Source organism: Corynebacterium sp. ED61 (assembly GCF_015233855.1).
Taxonomy (GTDB): Bacteria; Actinomycetota; Actinomycetes; order Mycobacteriales; family Mycobacteriaceae; genus Corynebacterium; species Corynebacterium dentalis.
Genome location: NZ_JADGIT010000010.1, coordinates 16,473 through 33,749, shown reverse-complemented (window position 1 = coordinate 33,749; position 17,277 = coordinate 16,473). Strand labels below are relative to the sequence as shown.

The following is a 17,277-nucleotide window of genomic DNA, read 5'->3' as shown; positions in this document are numbered from 1 at the left end:
GGCATCAAGTGTCGTTATTCCCCACTTCATTTTGAACTGGTGGGCCATTCGCGGTTTATTTGCACGGTTGTCTAGGCTGGTAGTCATGTCTCCTCAGTCTTCTCGCCCCTCGTTCGGTCGTGCCCTCCGCGACCGACGACACGAACTTGGACTGTCTATAGAAGACGTCGCCGAACTTGACGGCCCGAGCCCGTCTTCTCTTAATCGCCTTGAGAACGACAAAGTGATCAACCCGCACCGCAAGACGATGCAGGCTCTTGACAGAATCCTCCAGTGGGATGAAGGAACAACACAGAGACTTTTCCGCGATTCTCAAGCGCGAGACGAACACTCCAGCTCATCTAGGCCTGCGTTACTTATCCACGAGGATGAAATCGCCGAACTGATGACCTGGAACTCCCTGCTTGCTCAGCACCATCAACACACAGGAGACTTCACCGCCTCCACCTTCACAGACAAGATCACCGCGATTACCAACACTTTGTTGGGTCGTTGGATAGACACCACAATCGAATCCAATGACCCTGTTGCACTGAGGCTTTTGACGAATATCGTCTCGAATCAACCGCTGGTTGCCCCTGAATCCCCCGATTACGACGGCCAGCTCTACCGCAGGTGGAGACTTGGGCTCATCCCTGATGATCAGCTCGGCGATGACACTATCGCGCGTTACCGGCAAAGAAATCTTCAACCAACTCGGAGGTTCTGATGAATGCTAATGCCCTTCTGATCGAACGTACCCGTACTGCGGCAAGCGTCTATTTTCCTACAGGCACCCTGCCCGACATCTGCACACTTGAGGATTGCAATCGCGCTTGTGGTCAGATGAACATTGATCCGAACGAACTAGTCAAGCCAGATTCTCGGATGTGGCAGGTCATCCTTATGTGTCAGCAGATGAAAGACGGTTCAGCAGTCTTTACCTTCCGAGGGGAAGGATCAGAGCAGATCATGCAACAAACCATTGCTAATTCTCATCCACGAGACCATTAGCGATCATCACAAGTTCATCCCACCCGTCGATGATCCGCGGTTCACTCACAGGCTGCGCACCCGCATCCAAGTCATAGATCGCCCGCGCCAGCGAAGATGAATCCTGCTCTGTGTGACTTACCTTCCTTGACTCCGATGCAAGGAAGTCCGCAGTCTCTCGCACGACCACAATCCATGTGAAGTCAACCCCTCCCCATTTTCGCTGCTCGAGCACGTCTACAGGGTCGCCCTGGCCACGGCGTTCATAAAGCATTCGCCACAGCTGCAACACCTTATGCTCACTATCGCGCTCCGGGGAACCGTCCTTCCATCCAAGAGCAGCCAGGGCCACAGTGCCAGTCGCAGCAATACATGAGAACCACAACACGCCACCATCATCACGTCCATCAGCTCCCCCGTGCAGCCAAAACGCCACGACAAGAGACAGTGAGTCCAACGAAAAGAGCATAATAATCGCCTGGCTCAGCCACAGTCCGAACGACGACTCTCGGCGGTTAATCAAGATATGAAGCAATCCCTGAGCGCACAGCACAACCGTGGCACTGCTAAAGAGAAGCAAAAACAGAGCGGGTAAGATTCCGCCCGCGTTTTCGATCCTCGAAACAGAAGGATCTACTGACGCAGAAATCAGCACCAGCAGGACTCCAACGCAGCAGACCAACGTCACTCTGAGATACAGCCTGCGCGACTGCCATAGTGCGCCCCACACGCTCGCACGGATCGCTTCGGTCAAAAACGCCAGACCTAAAAGACACACCGTCTGCGTTACACCACGCCACACCAGGTGCATCTGCATCGAGGCCATCCAATCAGTCACCGCCGTACTTTTCATTGTCTCGGCAATCAAGATTGAGACCAGCGACAGCGTCAGAAACTGTTGATAGCGGACATGAGCACGCGACCAAATTCCCGCAGCGATCAAGCCGCACACCACCAAAACACTCAAGTGCAACGGCTCAGCGATGCTTGTCGGCATAACCGGTTCCTCCAAATAGTCCTGAAAGGCGGCGACCACGATGTGACCTTCGCTCGATGAGTAGCGCCCCCACTGCGCTGTGCTGACGCGCAGTACGAAGGATCATCGCAGACAAGAACTCAGCTTCTTCTTCGTCACTCAACGCCTGCTTGTCATCCACAAACTTCTGCACGAAAGAGGTATCAAGTCCCGGCCAAAGCGTCTCGACCTGAGATGAAAGATCGCGGGCATTACGAGAGCTCAATGCCCGATGGCGACACAAGACATGAGCCAACTCGTGGACAAGTACAAGCTCCTGAGACAGGCCATACGACGCGGCCTGATGCACCGCAGGGACGCACAAGCGGTTGTAGTTCCCGATGCGAACACGCGAGCCACATACTCCCGAGACCGCAGACGCTTCGACAAAGACCACATCAATATCCTCTTTGACTACACGTTGCACATTGCGAACAAGCGCATCGATGCTCCATTCCTCACGCCGCTGCGGCGAAACGATTCTGGCGAGGCGTACGAGATAGAGCTTTCTATGCCACTGCACGATAAATCAGCTCATCAATAGCGGATGCTGGGTTCAACGCTTCTGTCACCACAGCCACGTCGTAGACGGGGAAACGGTCTGCCCATCCCCAAGACTGGGAAGTGCGTTCAGCAAAAGGTTCAATCCAGGCATAGTCAGGGCTATCTCTGATCTCAGCCATCTTGACGGCGGAGAGCTCTGCGGCATGACGCATTGACACCCACGACACAATGTTTGCACACGCCAAACTCGCAGCAGGATCTGCATTTCGATTAGTGTCTCTTAATCCAGCAGGTGCACCCTCAACTCCTCCTAAGGCAAATACCCGCGGGGATTGAACATAACGCGCACCACCCACACGGCTCAGTGCAGCAGCCAAGTTAGTTAACGGGCCGAGGCACATGATCGTGGACGAGGAAGATGTTAAGGCCTGAGCAATTAGATCAATTGCACCTACGGCCTCTACAGGGCGATGAACCCCGTCCCAAGCACCGTGTACCCCGTCGATTCCATGACGCCGCTCTGGCTGCCAGCCATGTGGATTCAGCCCAGTGTGCACTGGTAGCCCCGTCATGAAACTGACCGTCTGAGCGGCCTGATCGGCACTGACATTGCCTCCCACCGTTGTTACCGTCAAAGGGACTTGAGCCAAAGATTCGGCAACGCGGATCGCAAGCACGTCATCCACTCCCCCATCGGTGTCAACTATTGTTGCAGTTCGTCCATCAGTCATCTTCATAACGTCTCACAATCTCAACCACTCTTCAGAACGAGCGTATAGTTATGATCATACATGCCATAAGATATGATATTTTCTGGTAGATTTTGATTAGGGCGCGTTGCAAATAAACAACACCCAACGAACCTGTTGTAATAAGATCTACACCGCGTGGATGGACTACACCCCTCGTTCGAGTCAGGGGCACGCACAATCCCTATAGAGCATAGGGAAAACCCCCCGCATCATAGAGTTGGCGCTCTAGCGGAGGGTCTGCAAAGGCGAACTTCGCCGTTGGTTGCCAGTGTACTACAGGAACGGTACACATCGTAGCTTTTCGGACGGTTCGCAGGAAAGGACTCCTGCTATGTAGCAACCCCCTCCCCCGCGTCGCTCTCCCACTCCGGGTAAACCTATGCGAAAATGCGTAGATGACACTTGTGTAATTATCTGGAGGGCATTCACCGGCAGAGACAAAGACGTTTTCGCACCTCACCTGTTAGGTGCTCAGTACAAATTTCATACGGTGACGATTTTTGAGTCGTGTCGCCAGCGCTGAGCGATCATCAGCGCCACGAACTCTTGAGGCCTGCCTCACCCGCACTCCGTCAAGACAACGTGCTCACACGACATGAAAAAATCCCCCCCGCGACCAACGAGGAGGATTTAAGAGAGTCGGTGAGAAGAAGGTACCAACTTCTTCTCGAACAAAAATTTGTCGCCCCAACCAAGGGAAATCAATGCCAATTGATGATCCCCAGGTTAGCCGTACCCTTGCCGCAGATGCAAGCGGGCGCGACAACAACCTGGATTTTTTTTCACACACACCCACCGACCCACCATCCGTATTCGACGCCGACCCGGAGCTCCCGGCACTCTCCAAGGCCATCAAAGATCAGAACTATGCCTGGTCAGCCGACGATATGCCCCGCGTGGACTGGTGGGATGCCAACGACTGCGCCAAGGAACTGGCCAAGCTGCGCAACGCCCACCGCACGGTGCAAAAAGCGCGCACCAAGCGTGGCAAAGTCGCCGCCTGGGGCACCTACTTCACCTTGCCGAGCGACGACTACGTCACCAACCTCACCTGGCTAGCCGCCAACGAAGAGCGCTTCTGCACACTGATGGAAGCCACCCAGATCATGCTCTCCGGCACGGTCTACGCCCTCAACAACGGCCAACCCGGCGAGGGCAGCTGGTGCCGACTGCCCAAGGCCGACGCCGAACGGGGCCGGATCTATGGCAAAAAGCACTGGATCGGTGCCGCCACCCACTGGGTACTCGATCAACGCTCCCGGAACTCGCTGACCTGCTCAGAGAACAATATCCGCGCCCTCATCGCCGCGATGGCTTCCCTGGCCCAACCCAACGGCCACTTCCTGACCGCCTCCAACGCCACGATCTGGCGTATCGCCGTCGCGGAGCACGGCTGCACACTGACCAGCGAAGAATCCGCCGCTAAGCGCGTCCAACACATCCGAAGCATCCTCAACAAAGAAGGCTTCCTCTGTCACCTCCGCGATGGAGGCAAACTGCGCGCCATCGAAACCTACGCCGCGTTCGTCCACCACGGCACCTGGCAAAAACGAGTCGGCAACACTTGCGATCTGAACATCCCCGACTGGGCTATCCCCCGCCACAACCCGGACGGCCCCGCCTGGAAACACGGACTCACCGAGCGCCTGGCAGCCCGCGACACACGCTATTTCAACGGCATCCGATCCCGGATTTCTCACGCCATCGCCAGCGTCAAAAATTTTCTCCAGACCCCCTACACCGTAGGTTACGGTTTACTCTTCTCTTCTTCTTTACAGAGGGAAACTCACAGCGCGCAGGCGCGCGGAAAAACCGAAGCTCAACGGAAACCAATTCAATGTTCGCAACGAGCCAGGATGATTGCCGACGATCTCACACGGACTGATCCGTACCGCCCGTCAGCCAATGGCCCCTACCGCCACCTTCTTGGCCAGGACAAGGGACGGATGTCCCAAACAGCTCTGGCACGGTTGATCGACGCTTATGTCCCCGAGCACATCGACACCCCTCAACTGCTGCGCGCCATCGCAGCCAGCCAATACCAGCCAGACCATGGTCTCTACGCCCTGGGACTAAAAACCGTTCCCACCAGCCCACATGCCTGGTTTACCACCGTGCTCAGCCGCTGCGACTTCAGCGACACCGCACTCCAAGCTGCACCAGCCTGGCACACCGTCGCCGAGCGCTACAGCGTCCACTGGTGCGGCACCTGGCACGACTGGAAACCCGTCATGCAGCACAAACACACGTCACACCCCGACCATCCTCCCCGCTAACCCCTCTTTCCTGATTTACACTAAAACCAGCAGCCACCAGGCTAAAGACCACAGAAAGACATACCCATGGCACAGGATCTGACCCAAGACACACTGTTCCCCCGCCCCGACGACGCCGGATACCGCGCCCCCGACGTCTGCACACTGACAGGCTGCACCTACCGCCAGCTCGACTACTGGACAACCACCGAGATCATTACCGCATCCATTAACCCCGGCACCGGATCAGGCACCGCCCGCGCCTACTCCTACCGCGACCTCGTCAACGTCCAAATCATCGTCAACCTGCTAGCCACTGGCATCTCCTTTAAAAAAATGCGCACCACACTTAGTCACCTGCACACCTACGACCTGGACGACATCGCCGAAACCACCGTGCTCTCTGACGGCACGACCGTCCACCTCTGTACACAACCAGACGACATCGCAGAGCTACTCACTAGCGGCCACGGCATCTTCGGCATCGCCATCCCCGGCGTCATCAACCAACTATCCGCCCAACTCAACAAAAACGGCCAAGCCCCCGCCACTACCGCAGCATAGATCCTACGGAGAAAAGCCGATGACAAACCCCGCCACAGCACCCCAATTGCAGATCACCGTCAACCCTGCCGCACCAGAAGAACTCCAACATATCGGCCTGCAATACTGGCAGTACACAGGCGACCTCAAGGCGTTGGAATGGGTATCTTCTGCTCACGAAATCGACTATTCTTCGTGGGCAACAAATGCTCGATTCGCTGCTGGCGCAGGAGTCACTGCAACTCTCACTGGATATTCATGTTCGACGTGCAATGGCCCGATGGAACTTTCCGGGCGAAGCAAGGTGGGAGAAACCCTTAGAGGAAAAGAGACGAAATGCCGTCACTGCATTAACCACTTCACCACACAGGTCAACCACGTTCTTGATCCCGACTACCATGCTCAACGCGTCGACATGATCAATCGAGAACGACGAGAGCGCGAAGCGCGAGAAGAACGACGCCTTCGCGCCGCGCAACTCGAACAACGACGCCAAGCGGTACTCAAACAACGTGCTCAGCGCCTAAGCGACGGAACTTTTGAACAAGCCTTAGAACAGGCCTCTATTCTCACGAAAATCGGCACCTTACTCTGGCTCCAGCGGCACTTGGGACTCAACATAGAAACCTCACGACTAGAGTTTTCGCTGGTCAATCGCGCATGGGAAGAAGGGCTGCTCACTATCAGCTCTCGTCCACAGACCTCACACTTCACATGGGACAAAGACGACCCAGCAAACCTCACAGGGCTCGAACACTTCTCCTCTCTTGACCTGGGGCACCAGGGATCGGGAACAGAAAAAGAGCGCGTATATACGACGCTTTTATCAGACCTCACACAGGGGCTATTGGCAGACGAAGAAGTCAACGAACTGCGCTGGCTTCTCCCCCACATCGTGGCGACCGAGGCCGCCAAGGCTCTGCAAACTGTGGAAGTGGAAGATTACTATGGATTGATCACATCGACTGTCCGCCTGACCATTGCACAGCGCGATGCGCTCACTGCACGAGTACAACAAGCCGCACACGTTGCGTCCCTCCACGACATTGTTATCGCCATGCAGTCAGCCGTCTATCACGCCCAAGAACAGGACAACGATGAATACGATGAGTGGCTAACCACCACCGACGTTAAAGACACCGCAATGCATGCTGCGTTGAACAATCTCCAAATGCTCCAGGCAGGCAACACCGACTATCTTCACCAGAAGGCAGACACTGCTGATCATGAGATCACCCACCTCACCAGCTTGATCTTCATCCAGTGTCTCAACCTCAACCCTCTCTCCCCCAGCACCACGCCACAGGCCATTGAGAATGTCCTAGCTTCCCGCGCCTCAACAGACCCTGATCACAGCACTGTTGAACTAACCCTCGACCCCGACACCTTGTCACAGGCCAAAGAGTACGCACATAGTAACAATCTAACGTTGGGGACCATCATTGAAAACGCACTGAAGAGCTATTTCACCTAGCGACGACAAGGCACCCCACATTCGACAAAGAACAATCCCGCCTTCGCTCCGCTCTGTTGAGCTGCCGCGTGAATCAAAGATTTACTTGCCCCTAGCCCAATAGTTCTAGCATCCGGCAACATCGTGCTGCTGTCAGATCTCTCGTCGAAGTCATACGACGATTTACGCTGTGTAGCACTCCACTTCATCACCAGTTCCTACGTAGTCGCCACGCACCCAGACAACCACGACGAGGAATAGACCAAGAACGACAGAAATACCGCGCTACCGCTCCTAGTATCCCAGTATTTACTGCTTTACCGCTTCCGGTATCTACTCGCGCAATCGGTGCATGGACCTGACCCCTTTTCTGGTGACACTGCTTAACTTCTTGCAAACCGTGTATTTGGTGTATATGAACGAGGACAGAGGGCCACGCCCGTCGCCGGAGTTCGTGGAATGGCTTATGGATCTGCCAGTCAGATGGATTACCGACACGATGGGCGGACTGACTGCAAATCAGCAGAAGACCGCCTTCGGTAACGGGGTCCTGCCACTTCAAGCGCTCGTTGCACTGCGCAGTCTTGCATTACGTATGCAATCACGCTGAGTCGGGCGACCATCAACTGCCGCGCAACGGTCGGCGGAGTTCGGGAACGGTTCGACGGCCGAGCCTCAGATAATGCCTTCGAGGCGTTGCTCGATCTGCGGCTTCGGCATCGCCCCAATGATCTCGCGCACGATTTCACCCTTGTCGAAGACCTTCATCACAGGGATCGAACTGATGTTGTAGCGTGAGGCGATGTCGGGGTTCTCGTCGACATTGAGCTTGGCGATGAGGAGCTTTCCATCCTGCTCAGCTGCAATCTGGTCCAGGACCGGCGCGATCGCACGGCACGGGCCGCACCAGGCTGCCCAGAAGTCCACGAGAACGGGGACCTCGCTCTGGAGCACAACCTCTTCGAAGGCCTGGGTGTCGACGGTGGTGACTTCGCTCATGGGACTGCTTTCCTTCCTATTACACGTCGCGTGCGATAGACCGCGCGCACATCACAACACCCTACCCGGTGGGGGTATTCCCGTGGTGCTAGTTTTAGACCAGTCGCATCGTGGTCAGGCAGGTTTGCGCATCGTCGCCGACGGTCGAAAGTTCGGAGGTGACGGTCTGGCCGTCGTGGGTGATCGAGATCGATGTCTCGATGCCTCGGGGCAGCCAGATCCCGACGAAGCCGTTGTCGAGGGTTCTCAACTCCTCGTCGACGATCGTCTCGCCGGTCGTCGCATCCGTCACCGTTACGGCCACGTCTGCGTTGCGCAGCTCGCCCAGGCATCCGGTCGGGCTGTGGTAGTAGCAATCATGGGTCTGCGACCGATACGGGGCAACGGATACGTAGATCTCGTCACTGGGCAACCGCACCTCTGTCGCGTGCTCGTGCTGATCAGTGAGCGTGACCATCTCCGCAGTGATCGACGTGGTCAAGGTCTCCGTGCGATCGTCCAGCGGGATCGCATCGAGCGTTTCGACCAGCTCCCGCACGTCGAGGCCTTCGAGACCATTCTCGACAAGAATCTCGGCTCCGCTGGCCGAGGTGGCTGAGGGTGAGTCGTTGGCGGCCGCGCATCCGGTGAGCAGGAAAGCGCCGATCACGACGGTGGTTGCAGCGGTTTTCTTCCCGCCGTACTTCGGCAATGACCTGAGGTTTTTCATGGGATTCCTTCTCGTGCCTGCCCGTGGTGCCAATTGGCCATAGTACCCCATAGGGGTAGTGCCTACCTGTGTGATGCGGAAGCGCCCCGCCCGGTACGAGCCCGGGAGGGGGCGCTGCGTTCAGTCGTGCTTGCTGACTTCCGGTTCATGTTCGGCAATGTGCTCGGTCTCGATCTGGAAGGTTGCGTGATGGACGGAGACCTCGAAGTGTCCTGCGACGCAGTCTTTGATCTCTTGGAGCATCTGGGCGGCATGACCGTCGGTGAAGCATTCGTCGTCGACGACGACGTGGGCGGTCAGGGTCGGTAGGCCGGTCGCCACAGTGGAGGCGTGCAGATCATGAACATCCTGGACGTGGTCGAGTTCGAGGATGTGTGAGCGGACTTTGTCGAGGTCGAGGCCCTTAGGAGTGAACTCCATGAGGACGCCGGTGGTCTCGCGCATCAGCTTGAACGCGCGAGGCACGATCAGGGTGGCGATGAACAGTCCGGCGATGGCGTCGGCCTGCATGAACCCGGTCGTGGAGATCACGATCGCCGCGATGATCACTCCGAGTGAGCCGAGGGCGTCGTTGAGGACTTCGAGGAACGCGGCACGCATGTTGAAGTTCGAACCGCGGCTGGAGGCGAGGATGGTGATGGCGATGATGTTCGCGACCAGGCCGATGATGCCGAAGATCAGCAGTTCGCTTGCGGGCACCTCCGGCGGCTCGAACAGTCGCCGGATTCCTTCGATGGCGGCGTACGTGCCCACCACCAGCAGCAGTGCCGACTGTCCGAGGGCTGCGATCACCTCGATACGTCGGAACCCCCAGGTGCGCTTGGAGTTGGCGGGCTTGAGCATCAGCGTCCCGGCGATCAGTGCGACCAGTAGGCCGACGGCATCGGTGATGGCATGGGCGGTGTCGGTTAGCAGTGCGAGGCTGCCGGTGATGACCGAGCCGATGGCCTGGGCGACGACGATCGTCGCGGTGATCGAGAATGCGATCCAGAGTTTCTTGCGGAAATCTCCAGGGTGCCCGGTCTCGCTGGCTGCGGGGCCGTGATTGTGTCCTGCGCCCATGTCTACTTCTTCTCCGTATCTGTCGCGTGGTGGGTATGTGGGAGTCGCAGGTGCGTGCAGAGCAGGGCCTGCGTGCCGGTGGCATCGAGGAGGCATTCGGCAGCGGCGACGAGGGTACGCAGGAGTTCGGGCTGTGTCAGCGAGTACCAGGTGGAGCGCCCTTCCGGGCGCATCGTCGCCAGGCCGCACTCAACGAGAAAGCCGACATGTTTGCTTACCGTGGACTGGGCCAGGCCCATGTGCTCGACCAGATCGCGGACCCGGTGCTCGCCCGAGGCGAGGTGCTGCACGATCGCCAACCTCGTCGGTTCTGCAAATGCCTGGAACAGGTGGGCGTACGCTGCTGTCGCCACCTCGTCGAGGGTTGCCCCCTCTTGTTGATTCATAGTCATATAGCGATTATATCGCTCTATGACGATATTGTCGAGTGTGATCTGTCGCTCGATGCGAAATGAAGCTCAGAGGTTCCGGCGCGCCCGAGGGTGGACTGCCCGCTTCCTGCGACGCGTGCCTTATTGGATTCGGCGGAAAGTGGAGGTGCCTACGGGACTCGAACCCGTGTACAAGGTTTTGCAGACCGCTGCCTATCCTCTCGGCCAAGGCGCCAAGTCGCCGGCAAGATCAGTCGCCCGGCGTGAGGCCGGCAACCAGGTTGAAGGCGCCGGTGAGAATGTTCAGCGACACGACCCCGACGACATCAGAGATCTCACGGTCGCTGTACCCGAACCCCCGAAGCTCGTCGATCTGCTCGTCGGTGATCGACGCAGGCTCACGGTAGACCTGGAGGCCGAGCGCGATCATCGCCGCGACCGGGCCGGTCATCGCCGTACCCTGCTGGGCGAGTGCGATCTCGTTATCGCTGACCCCGAGTGATCGTGCCGCGCTGATGTGCGAGGCCAGGCACATTCCGCATCCTTGCTGCGACTGCACGGCGATCGAAACGAGCTCGCTGACCTTGCGGTCGAGCTTGGCGCGACGCATGGCTTTGCTCAGCTGGAGATAACCGCCGAGCACCGCCGGGGAATGCGCCATCGTCGAGACCATGTCTCCGACCTCGCCGTGCCGCTCGACGAGATCGCCGAGCAAGTCTCGTGAGCTCCCCACTGCGGTCTCAGGGGTCAATCGGGAAAAACGGGGCATAATGCCTCCTTAGTCAGTTTGGTCGCGAGTTCGAGGTTGAACCCGCAGGGATGCGTTCCTGCTGCTGATGCCCGGCATGTACACCGGTCAATAGGTAGAAGTCGCCGGACTCGCGTTGCTGCCGACTCACGATCCCGGCCGCATCCAGGTGCGGTGTGTCATACGTGGCGTGCGCGTGTTCAGCCTCTCTCATAGTCACCAATCCTACCCTTTACCCCTATGGGGTATCAAGTATTATCCGATTGGTTTGAAGGACTCGGAGACGCGTGGCCGGGTGCGGCGGATTGAGGTGAGGCCAGAGACGACGGGTCCGCGCAGGAGTACGTGTCCAGTCGGAAGGGTCAACCGCGTCCAGCGGCCGGCGGTGGAGATCGCGGCCTCTCCTTCGGAGCTGAGGAACCCGAAGACGTAGGCGGCGAACGCGACGCCTTGTGGCAGCGACGCGAGGGCTGTGTCCGGGGTGCCCCAGACCATGCCCCGGATCTTGCGGGCGACATCGTCGCCGGGTTTGTCGGGAAGTGCTTGGGCCACGGCCTCGATGCCGGCACGGACGCTACGCATCAGCGTCAGACTGGACACGTCCGCAATGTATCTCCACCCGTGTTGTGGGGGTTCGACGCTGGTCCAAGCGGGTGCCAGCGAGGTCTCCGGCAGTTCGAGGGACAGGGGGTCGACGGTCGCGGTCAGGGTTTCGACGGTGACGTCGCACTGCAGCTCGGGGTCGGAATGGAGCGTGCGAAGGACGAGGATCGTAGGGGTGCGGTCGAGCGGACCACGGGGCGTTGGTACACCGCACTCATGCGCAGCAGCCCGGCCGCGGCCTGCAAGCGCACGCCGTGGGCGCCGGCTCGCCTGGCCCGTTGAGCGAAAGTGGGCGCATCGCGGGCGGACGGCGTGTCGGTGAGGATCAGGCGTGGAGGGCGTCGTGAGGGCTTCCCGCCGTGTCCTGGAACGCGGCCTCGGGGTCCGGGATTAGGAGCGGACGAGTCGGTTGATGGCGTCGGTGGCTTCCTGTATCTTCTCGACGGCCGCCTCGTCGCTGAGCTTCGCTGCGTCGAGCACACAGTGCTTGAGATGATCGTCGAGTAGACCGGTCGCGACCCCCTGGAGGGCGCGGGTCAGGGCGGATACCTGGGTGAGGATGTCGATGCAGTATTTCTCTTCATCGATCATCTTCGCGATCCCTCGGGCTTGACCCTCAATGCGCTTCATACGGCCGAGGTAGCGCTCCTTGTCGTTGATGTATCCGTGCTGATGAGAATCGGTGTCGACAGACATGGGCATGTCCTTACTTCTGGCGTTCCAGGACGGAACGCGTGCTGGCTTCGGGTGTGAGGTCGATGCGCCGCAGGAGTTGGGCGTTGAGCGCGACGACCACGGTGGAGGCCGACATCAGGATCGCGCCGATCGACATTGGCAGGACGAATCCCACCGGTGCCAGGATGCCGGCCGCAAGCGGCACGGAGATGAGGTTGTATCCGGCGGCCCACCACAGGTTCTGCTTCATCTTACCGTATGCGCGTCGTGAGAGCTGGATGATGGAGAGCACCGACCGGGGGTCGGAGCTGGCCAGGATCACCCCGGCCGAGGCGATGGCGACATCGGTGCCGGCGCCGATCGCGATGCCGACGTCGGCCTGGGCCAGTGCCGGGGCGTCGTTGACGCCGTCGCCGACCATGGCGACCTTCTTGCCCTCGTGCTGCAGTTGGGCGACCTTGGCGGACTTGTCCTCGGGGCGGACGCCGGCGAAGACGCGGTCGATGCCGAGCTCCCGTCCGACCTCGTTCGCCACGGCCTCGGCGTCGCCGGTGATCATGACGACCTCGACGCTCAGGGCGTGGAGGGCGTCGACGGCGTTGCGGGATTCGGGGCGGATCTCGTCGGCGAGCTTGAGGCCGCCGACCACCTGGCCGTCGCGGAGGACGTGCAGGATGATCGCGCCCTCAGAACGCCATTCCTCGGCTGTGCCGACCTCGTGCTGGCCGGTCTCCTCAAGCAGCCGGGGGCCGCCGACGCGGACCTCCTGGCCGGCGACAGTCGCGGTGACTCCGACGGCGGGCGAGGATGAGAAGCCGCTGGCCTGCTGAAGGGCGAGGCCCTTGTCCTTGGCGGCGGCGACGATGGCCTTGGCGAGCGGGTGCTCGCTGTCGGCCTCGGCCGAGGCCGCGAGGGCGAGGACCTGGTCGGCGTCGAGGTCGCCGGTCGGTTCGACGCCGGTGACGGTGGGCTCGCCCTTGGTCAGTGTGCCGGTCTTGTCGAAGAGCACTGCGTCGACCTGCCGCATCGACTCCAGGGCGAGGCGGTCCTTGACCAGCACGCCGCCGCGGGCGGCGCGCTCGGTGGCGATGGAGACCACGAGCGGGATCGCCAGGCCGAGGGCGTGGGGGCAGGCGATGACGAGTACGGTGATGGTACGGACCACGGCCTCGTCGGGCATGCCGATGAGCGTCCAGACGACAGCGGTGACCAGCGCCGCGCCGAGAGCGAACCAGAACAGCCAGGCCGCGGCCTTGTCGGCGATCCGCTGGGCGCGGGAGGAGGAGTTCTGGGCCTCGGTGACGAGCCGGTTGATCCCGGCCAGGGCGGTGTCGTCGCCGGTGGCGGTGATTTTCACCCGCAGGCCGGAGTCGGTGGCGACGGTGCCGGCGGTAGCTGTCTCGCCCTCGCCCCGAGAGACCGGGCGGGACTCGCCGGTGATCATGGACTCGTCCATGTCGGCGCGGCCGTCGACGATGGTGCCGTCGGCCGGAACGCTGCCGCCGGGGCGCACGATCACGACGTCACCCACAACGAGGTCGGCTGGGGCCACCTTAACGACGTTCTCGCCCTCGACGCGCTCGGCCTCGTCGGGCAGCAGTGCAGCCAACGAGTCGAGCGCCGAGGTGGTCTGGGCCAGGGAGCGCATCTCGATCCAGTGGCCCAGCAGCATGATCACGATCAGCAGCGCCAGCTCCCACCAGAACTCCAGCTCGTGATGGACAAGCCCGAGGGTCGCGGCCCAGGAGGCGAAGAAGGCCACCGTGATCGCCAGAGCGATGAGCAGCATCATCCCGGGCTTGCGGGACTTCAACTCGCTGACGGCGCCGGTGAGGAAGGGCCTGCCGCCCCAGACGTACATGACGGTGCCCAGTACCGCGGCGACCCAGCCCGCCCAGCCGGGGACCTCGTAGCCCAGCAGCATGGAGAACATCGGCGAGAGGGTGACCGCGGGGATGGCGATGACGAGGTTGATCCAAAACAGCCGGCGGAACTGGCCAACGTGGTCCCCGTGGCCGCCATGGCCGCTGTGATCTCCGTGGCCGCCATGGCCGCTGTGATCTCCGTGGACACCGTTCTCATCGAGGCCCGTGTGGTCTGAGTGCTGCCCGTGGTTCATGGCGTGGCCCTGGTGTCCAGTGTGCTGGCCCTCGTGCGTGCCGTGCGCCTCCGCCGAGGCGTGCGCGGACACAGACCCGTGGTGATGCTCGCCGTGAGCGGGTGCATCGGTTCCGTGACCGTGGTGCTGGTGTGAGTTCGGGTCCGTCATCGTTCTTCTCCTTCGTCATCGAGCCATGCCGCTCACCCGGTCGCCGGGCAAGCGAACGTCGGCTCAGGGCGCTGGTTGGATCTCGCTCTCGACGACCCACTTGTGGTTCGTCATCTTCATGCCGTCCGTCTCGTAGTCGACCATGTAGACCGTCTCATCGGTGGACGAAGCGATGGTGGCCCTCGCGCCCTCCATGCCCTCCATGTGCTTGGCGAGCAGCGTCACCGCTGTGCCATCGGTCAGGCGCTCGTCGCCGGCATCCTCGATTTCTTCCTGCACGACCCACTTGTGGTCCGTGACGGGGTCGCCGCCACCTGCGTTAGTGTAGTTCACGGAGTACGTGTACGTGTCGAATGCGCCGGAGATCGTCGCTGTCGCACCGTCCATGCCTTCCATGTGGTCGGCCGTGAGCTGTACCTCTGTGCCGACCGGGTATGTGGGGTCACTGGCTTCGGCGATACCCTCGGGTGCCGGTCCGCCGTCCATCGGGTGCTCCATCGAGTGATCCATTTCCTCATCTCCGCTTTCTGCATTGTCGCCGCCGTGGCCCTGCTCCTCAGTAGCCGAAGGGTCGGTCTGCTGGTCTTCGTCTGCTCCGCTGCTGCAACCGGCGAGCACGAGTGTCACTCCGAGCACTCCTGCTGCCAGCCCTGCTCGCAGTCTCCTCTGCATGTCAGCTCCTTTCATCATGACACCTACCCTATACCCCCCAGGGGTACTAGTCAAGGATTGCGCGTTGTACCGGCGTGAATCGATCGAATTGTCCTTCTCAGAGGGACTGCTCATGTTGGATGGGCAATGCGGCGATGAGGGGATGGTCGAAGCCCGCCGGTCCGATCTTCGCGGCTCCACCGGGAGAACCAAATTCGTCGAAGAACTCGACGTTGGCCTTGTAGTAGTCAGACCATTCGTCGGGCAGGTCGTCTTCGTAGTAGATGGCCTCGACGGGACAAACCGGTTCGCAGGCTCCGCAGTCAACGCATTCGTCGGGATGGATGTAGAGCGAGCGTTCGCCCTCGTAGATGCAGTCGACAGGACATTCGTCGATGCAGGCGCGGTCCTTGACGTCCGCGCAGGGAAGCGCGATCGCATAGGTCATGGCTGCTCTTCTTGGTCGGGTGCGGTTCGGCGGCGAGAGTCGGTGGGGAGTTCGGAGAAGTCGTCAGTCTCTGCCGGATCTGCGGCCGGCTAAGGAATGCGCAGGCGTAGGACGGTGGCTGCAAGGCTGAGGGCGATGATGATCGCACCGAGGACTGTCATCGTTCCTGACAGGGTGAGTACCGGCACGAGCAACCCGGCGACGATGGTGGGCACGCCGAATGCCAGGTAGGCGACCGTGTAGATCACAGCCATCACGGCGGCGCGTTCCGACGATGCCGTGTGGGGCATGAGTGTGCGCAGCACCCCGAGGAACGCTGTGCCGAACCCGGAACCGACGATCGCGACCGACACGACGTAGGCCGGGTAGGAACCGAGTGCGAGGGCGACGATGCTCGCTGCGGTGCCGAATGCCAGGGCGCTGGTCGCATACAGGCTGATGGTGCGGGCGGAACGCCGCTGCAGGACGGACGAGGCGGTGATTCCGGAGATCGCCAGTGCGAAGATGACGATGCCCGCGTGGGTGTGCGTGGAGCCCCCGAGCTCACTGCCGACGAGGCCGGCTCCGAGCGCGAGGAAGAGTCCGTTGGTCGCCCACCCGGCGATAATCGCGGGCACACCGGCGGTGAACATGCGGCGCAGGTGCAGTGGCACCATAAACCGCGGGCGGAGGTCGCCACGTCGTATCCGGGTCTTGGGGACCAGTTCCGGTGTGCTCCACACCGTCGCTGCCACGGTGAGGAAGGCGAGCACGAGCGGGCCGAAGACCGCAGTTGTCGGTTCGGGGGTGAGATCGAGGAGCAGCGCAGCACCGAGTGCCCCGGTCCCGAGACCGATCATCGGCCCGATCGTGTTCCACAGGGCTGCGATGTTCGGATGCGACGGCGGCTCGAAGTCGATCATCATCGCCGACAGGGCCGGGATGAGCAGACCCGCTGCGAGTCCTTGCAGAGCGCGGGCGACCAGGAGTGTCGCGAGGCTGTCGGCGAACCAGAACATGGCCAGGCTGAGTGCCAGCGCCAGGGAACCGGCGGTTACGACCGGACGTCGGCCGATGTGATCGGAGAGCGGTCCGAGGTAGAGCAGCGCGGCCAGGAGGGTGAAGGTGTAGACCGCGAATACGAGTGTGGTGGCGACGGGGACGAGTCCGAGCTGTTCTGCGATCTGGGGGTAGAACAACGACGGCGCGCTGGCAGCCGCCATCATGAGAATGGTCGCTGCCATCGCGAGCGCGAAACCCCGCCGCGGG

Annotated in this window: 21 protein-coding genes and 1 tRNA gene; 6 read left to right on the top strand and 16 right to left on the bottom strand. The window is 60.6% G+C overall.

The genetic code is table 11. From position 1 onward, the window contains the following. Nucleotides 1-85 precede the first annotated feature (85 nt). Together IM764_RS09700 and IM764_RS09695 are read left to right on the top strand one after the other, a co-directional pair. Nucleotides 86-709 carry a helix-turn-helix transcriptional regulator gene (locus tag IM764_RS09700; protein WP_194187684.1) on the top strand — a complete coding sequence of 208 codons (624 nt, stop codon included), beginning with the start codon at nucleotides 86-88 and terminating at the stop codon, nucleotides 707-709. Beyond that, nucleotides 709-993, top strand: a complete 285-nt coding sequence (locus IM764_RS09695; protein ID WP_194187683.1) for a hypothetical protein — start codon at nucleotides 709-711, stop codon at nucleotides 991-993. Before IM764_RS09700 ends, IM764_RS09695 begins: the two co-directional genes overlap by 1 nt. On the opposite strand, the gene IM764_RS09690 is transcribed toward IM764_RS09695, so the two are convergent. From IM764_RS09690 to IM764_RS09680, 3 genes are read right to left on the bottom strand one after another with little or no spacing between them, the layout of a single operon-like run. After that, the gene (locus tag IM764_RS09690; RefSeq protein ID WP_194187682.1) at nucleotides 968-1,969 is read right to left on the bottom strand and encodes a hypothetical protein; all 1,002 of its coding nucleotides are present in this window, start codon (nucleotides 1,967-1,969) and stop codon (nucleotides 968-970) included. The two genes, IM764_RS09695 and IM764_RS09690, sit on opposite strands and share 26 nt — an antisense overlap. Continuing rightward, a complete protein-coding gene (locus IM764_RS09685) occupies nucleotides 1,950-2,510 on the bottom strand; it encodes a hypothetical protein (RefSeq protein ID WP_194187681.1) in 561 nt (186 codons plus the stop codon). Before IM764_RS09685 ends, IM764_RS09690 begins: the two co-directional genes overlap by 20 nt. Continuing rightward, complete coding sequence (locus IM764_RS09680; RefSeq protein WP_228073735.1) at nucleotides 2,497-3,222, bottom strand: nucleoside hydrolase; 726 nt, start codon at nucleotides 3,220-3,222, stop codon at nucleotides 2,497-2,499. Before IM764_RS09680 ends, IM764_RS09685 begins: the two co-directional genes overlap by 14 nt. 725 nt (nucleotides 3,223-3,947) lie before the next feature. Between IM764_RS09680 and IM764_RS09675 the strand changes: the two genes are divergently transcribed. The 3 genes from IM764_RS09675 to IM764_RS09665 all read left to right on the top strand — a co-directional run bounded on the left by IM764_RS09675 (nucleotide 3,948) and on the right by IM764_RS09665 (nucleotide 7,515). Continuing rightward, nucleotides 3,948-5,519, top strand: coding sequence for a hypothetical protein (locus IM764_RS09675; RefSeq protein ID WP_194187679.1), 1,572 nt, complete (start codon nucleotides 3,948-3,950; stop codon nucleotides 5,517-5,519). Nucleotides 5,520-5,585: 66 nt separating this feature from the next. After that, entirely contained in the window at nucleotides 5,586-6,062 is a 477-nt protein-coding gene (locus tag IM764_RS09670; RefSeq protein ID WP_194187678.1) for a MerR family transcriptional regulator, read from the top strand. 19 nt (nucleotides 6,063-6,081) lie between these two features. Next, a complete protein-coding gene (locus IM764_RS09665; RefSeq protein ID WP_194187677.1) occupies nucleotides 6,082-7,515 on the top strand; it encodes a hypothetical protein in 1,434 nt (477 codons plus the stop codon). A 654-nt stretch (nucleotides 7,516-8,169) separates the two neighbouring features. Here the strand turns inward: IM764_RS09665 and trxA are convergent. From trxA to IM764_RS09615, 10 genes are all read right to left on the bottom strand, one after another. Beyond that, a complete protein-coding gene (trxA, locus tag IM764_RS09660; protein ID WP_099299417.1) occupies nucleotides 8,170-8,493 on the bottom strand; it encodes a thioredoxin in 324 nt (107 codons plus the stop codon). A 94-nt stretch (nucleotides 8,494-8,587) separates the two neighbouring features. Continuing rightward, nucleotides 8,588-9,202: a CueP family metal-binding protein gene (locus IM764_RS09655; protein WP_180965366.1), complete on the bottom strand. Its 615-nt coding sequence runs from the start codon at nucleotides 9,200-9,202 to the stop codon at nucleotides 8,588-8,590. 120 nt (nucleotides 9,203-9,322) lie between these two features. Next, a complete protein-coding gene (locus IM764_RS09650; protein WP_070478530.1) occupies nucleotides 9,323-10,264 on the bottom strand; it encodes a cation diffusion facilitator family transporter in 942 nt (313 codons plus the stop codon). Nucleotides 10,265-10,266: 2 nt separating this feature from the next. Then, nucleotides 10,267-10,650, bottom strand: a complete 384-nt coding sequence (locus IM764_RS09645; RefSeq protein ID WP_228008270.1) for a helix-turn-helix transcriptional regulator — start codon at nucleotides 10,648-10,650, stop codon at nucleotides 10,267-10,269. Nucleotides 10,651-10,796: 146 nt separating this feature from the next. Then, nucleotides 10,797-10,870 (bottom strand) — tRNA-Cys (locus IM764_RS09640). Between the two features lie 15 nt (nucleotides 10,871-10,885). Then, a complete protein-coding gene (locus IM764_RS09635) occupies nucleotides 10,886-11,350 on the bottom strand; it encodes a carboxymuconolactone decarboxylase family protein (RefSeq protein ID WP_228073733.1) in 465 nt (154 codons plus the stop codon). A 67-nt stretch (nucleotides 11,351-11,417) separates the two neighbouring features. Further along, nucleotides 11,418-11,597: a hypothetical protein gene (locus tag IM764_RS09630; RefSeq protein WP_099299416.1), complete on the bottom strand. Its 180-nt coding sequence runs from the start codon at nucleotides 11,595-11,597 to the stop codon at nucleotides 11,418-11,420. A gap of 41 nt (nucleotides 11,598-11,638) precedes the next feature. Next, complete coding sequence (locus tag IM764_RS09625; RefSeq protein ID WP_083290898.1) at nucleotides 11,639-11,965, bottom strand: hypothetical protein; 327 nt, start codon at nucleotides 11,963-11,965, stop codon at nucleotides 11,639-11,641. A 411-nt stretch (nucleotides 11,966-12,376) separates the two neighbouring features. Further along, on the bottom strand, nucleotides 12,377-12,682 hold the full coding sequence (locus IM764_RS09620; protein WP_070478524.1) for a metal-sensitive transcriptional regulator: 306 nt from the start codon (nucleotides 12,680-12,682) through the stop codon (nucleotides 12,377-12,379). 10 nt (nucleotides 12,683-12,692) lie between these two features. Further along, entirely contained in the window at nucleotides 12,693-14,780 is a 2,088-nt protein-coding gene (locus IM764_RS09615) for a heavy metal translocating P-type ATPase (protein WP_202032245.1), read from the bottom strand. On the opposite strand from IM764_RS09615, the gene IM764_RS10405 reads away from it, so the two are divergent. Continuing rightward, nucleotides 14,772-14,915, top strand: a complete 144-nt coding sequence (locus tag IM764_RS10405; RefSeq protein ID WP_228073739.1) for a hypothetical protein — start codon at nucleotides 14,772-14,774, stop codon at nucleotides 14,913-14,915. The genes IM764_RS09615 and IM764_RS10405 overlap by 9 nt on opposite strands. 78 nt (nucleotides 14,916-14,993) lie before the next feature. On the opposite strand, the gene IM764_RS09610 is transcribed toward IM764_RS10405, so the two are convergent. From IM764_RS09610 to IM764_RS09600, 3 genes are all read right to left on the bottom strand, one after another. Beyond that, nucleotides 14,994-15,620 (bottom strand): YdhK family protein, encoded by a 627-nt coding sequence (locus IM764_RS09610; protein ID WP_370551584.1) that lies wholly within the window; start codon nucleotides 15,618-15,620, stop codon nucleotides 14,994-14,996. Between the two features lie 79 nt (nucleotides 15,621-15,699). Beyond that, nucleotides 15,700-16,029 (bottom strand): ferredoxin, encoded by a 330-nt coding sequence (gene fdxA / locus IM764_RS09605; protein WP_070478519.1) that lies wholly within the window; start codon nucleotides 16,027-16,029, stop codon nucleotides 15,700-15,702. Nucleotides 16,030-16,118: 89 nt separating this feature from the next. Next, nucleotides 16,119-17,252, bottom strand: coding sequence for an MFS transporter (locus tag IM764_RS09600; RefSeq protein ID WP_206395221.1), 1,134 nt, complete (start codon nucleotides 17,250-17,252; stop codon nucleotides 16,119-16,121). Between the last annotated feature and the right edge of the window lie 25 nt (nucleotides 17,253-17,277).

Bases quoted from the DNA above. Each gene is read 5' to 3' on its own strand.
- IM764_RS09695 (WP_194187683.1), top strand. From the start codon at position 709: ATGAATGCTAATGCCCTTCTGATCGAACGTACCCGTACTGCGGCAAGC.
- IM764_RS09690 (WP_194187682.1), bottom strand. From the start codon at position 1,969: ATGCCGACAAGCATCGCTGAGCCGTTGCACTTGAGTGTTTTGGTGGTG.
- IM764_RS09700 (WP_194187684.1), top strand. From the start codon at position 86: ATGTCTCCTCAGTCTTCTCGCCCCTCGTTCGGTCGTGCCCTCCGCGAC.
- IM764_RS09680 (WP_228073735.1), bottom strand. From the start codon at position 3,222: ATGACTGATGGACGAACTGCAACAATAGTTGACACCGATGGGGGAGTG.
- IM764_RS09620 (WP_070478524.1), bottom strand. From the start codon at position 12,682: ATGTCTGTCGACACCGATTCTCATCAGCACGGATACATCAACGACAAG.
- IM764_RS09630 (WP_099299416.1), bottom strand. From the start codon at position 11,597: ATGAGAGAGGCTGAACACGCGCACGCCACGTATGACACACCGCACCTG.
- IM764_RS09665 (WP_194187677.1), top strand. From the start codon at position 6,082: ATGACAAACCCCGCCACAGCACCCCAATTGCAGATCACCGTCAACCCT.
- IM764_RS09610 (WP_370551584.1), bottom strand. From the start codon at position 15,620: ATGATGAAAGGAGCTGACATGCAGAGGAGACTGCGAGCAGGGCTGGCA.
- IM764_RS09600 (WP_206395221.1), bottom strand. From the start codon at position 17,252: ATGGCAGCGACCATTCTCATGATGGCGGCTGCCAGCGCGCCGTCGTTG.
- IM764_RS09650 (WP_070478530.1), bottom strand. From the start codon at position 10,264: ATGGGCGCAGGACACAATCACGGCCCCGCAGCCAGCGAGACCGGGCAC.
- fdxA (WP_070478519.1), bottom strand. From the start codon at position 16,029: ATGACCTATGCGATCGCGCTTCCCTGCGCGGACGTCAAGGACCGCGCC.
- IM764_RS09625 (WP_083290898.1), bottom strand. From the start codon at position 11,965: ATGCGTAGCGTCCGTGCCGGCATCGAGGCCGTGGCCCAAGCACTTCCC.
- trxA (WP_099299417.1), bottom strand. From the start codon at position 8,493: ATGAGCGAAGTCACCACCGTCGACACCCAGGCCTTCGAAGAGGTTGTG.
- IM764_RS09670 (WP_194187678.1), top strand. From the start codon at position 5,586: ATGGCACAGGATCTGACCCAAGACACACTGTTCCCCCGCCCCGACGAC.
- IM764_RS09615 (WP_202032245.1), bottom strand. From the start codon at position 14,780: ATGAACCACGGGCAGCACTCAGACCACACGGGCCTCGATGAGAACGGT.
- IM764_RS09645 (WP_228008270.1), bottom strand. From the start codon at position 10,650: ATGAATCAACAAGAGGGGGCAACCCTCGACGAGGTGGCGACAGCAGCG.
- IM764_RS09675 (WP_194187679.1), top strand. From the start codon at position 3,948: ATGCCAATTGATGATCCCCAGGTTAGCCGTACCCTTGCCGCAGATGCA.
- IM764_RS09655 (WP_180965366.1), bottom strand. From the start codon at position 9,202: ATGAAAAACCTCAGGTCATTGCCGAAGTACGGCGGGAAGAAAACCGCT.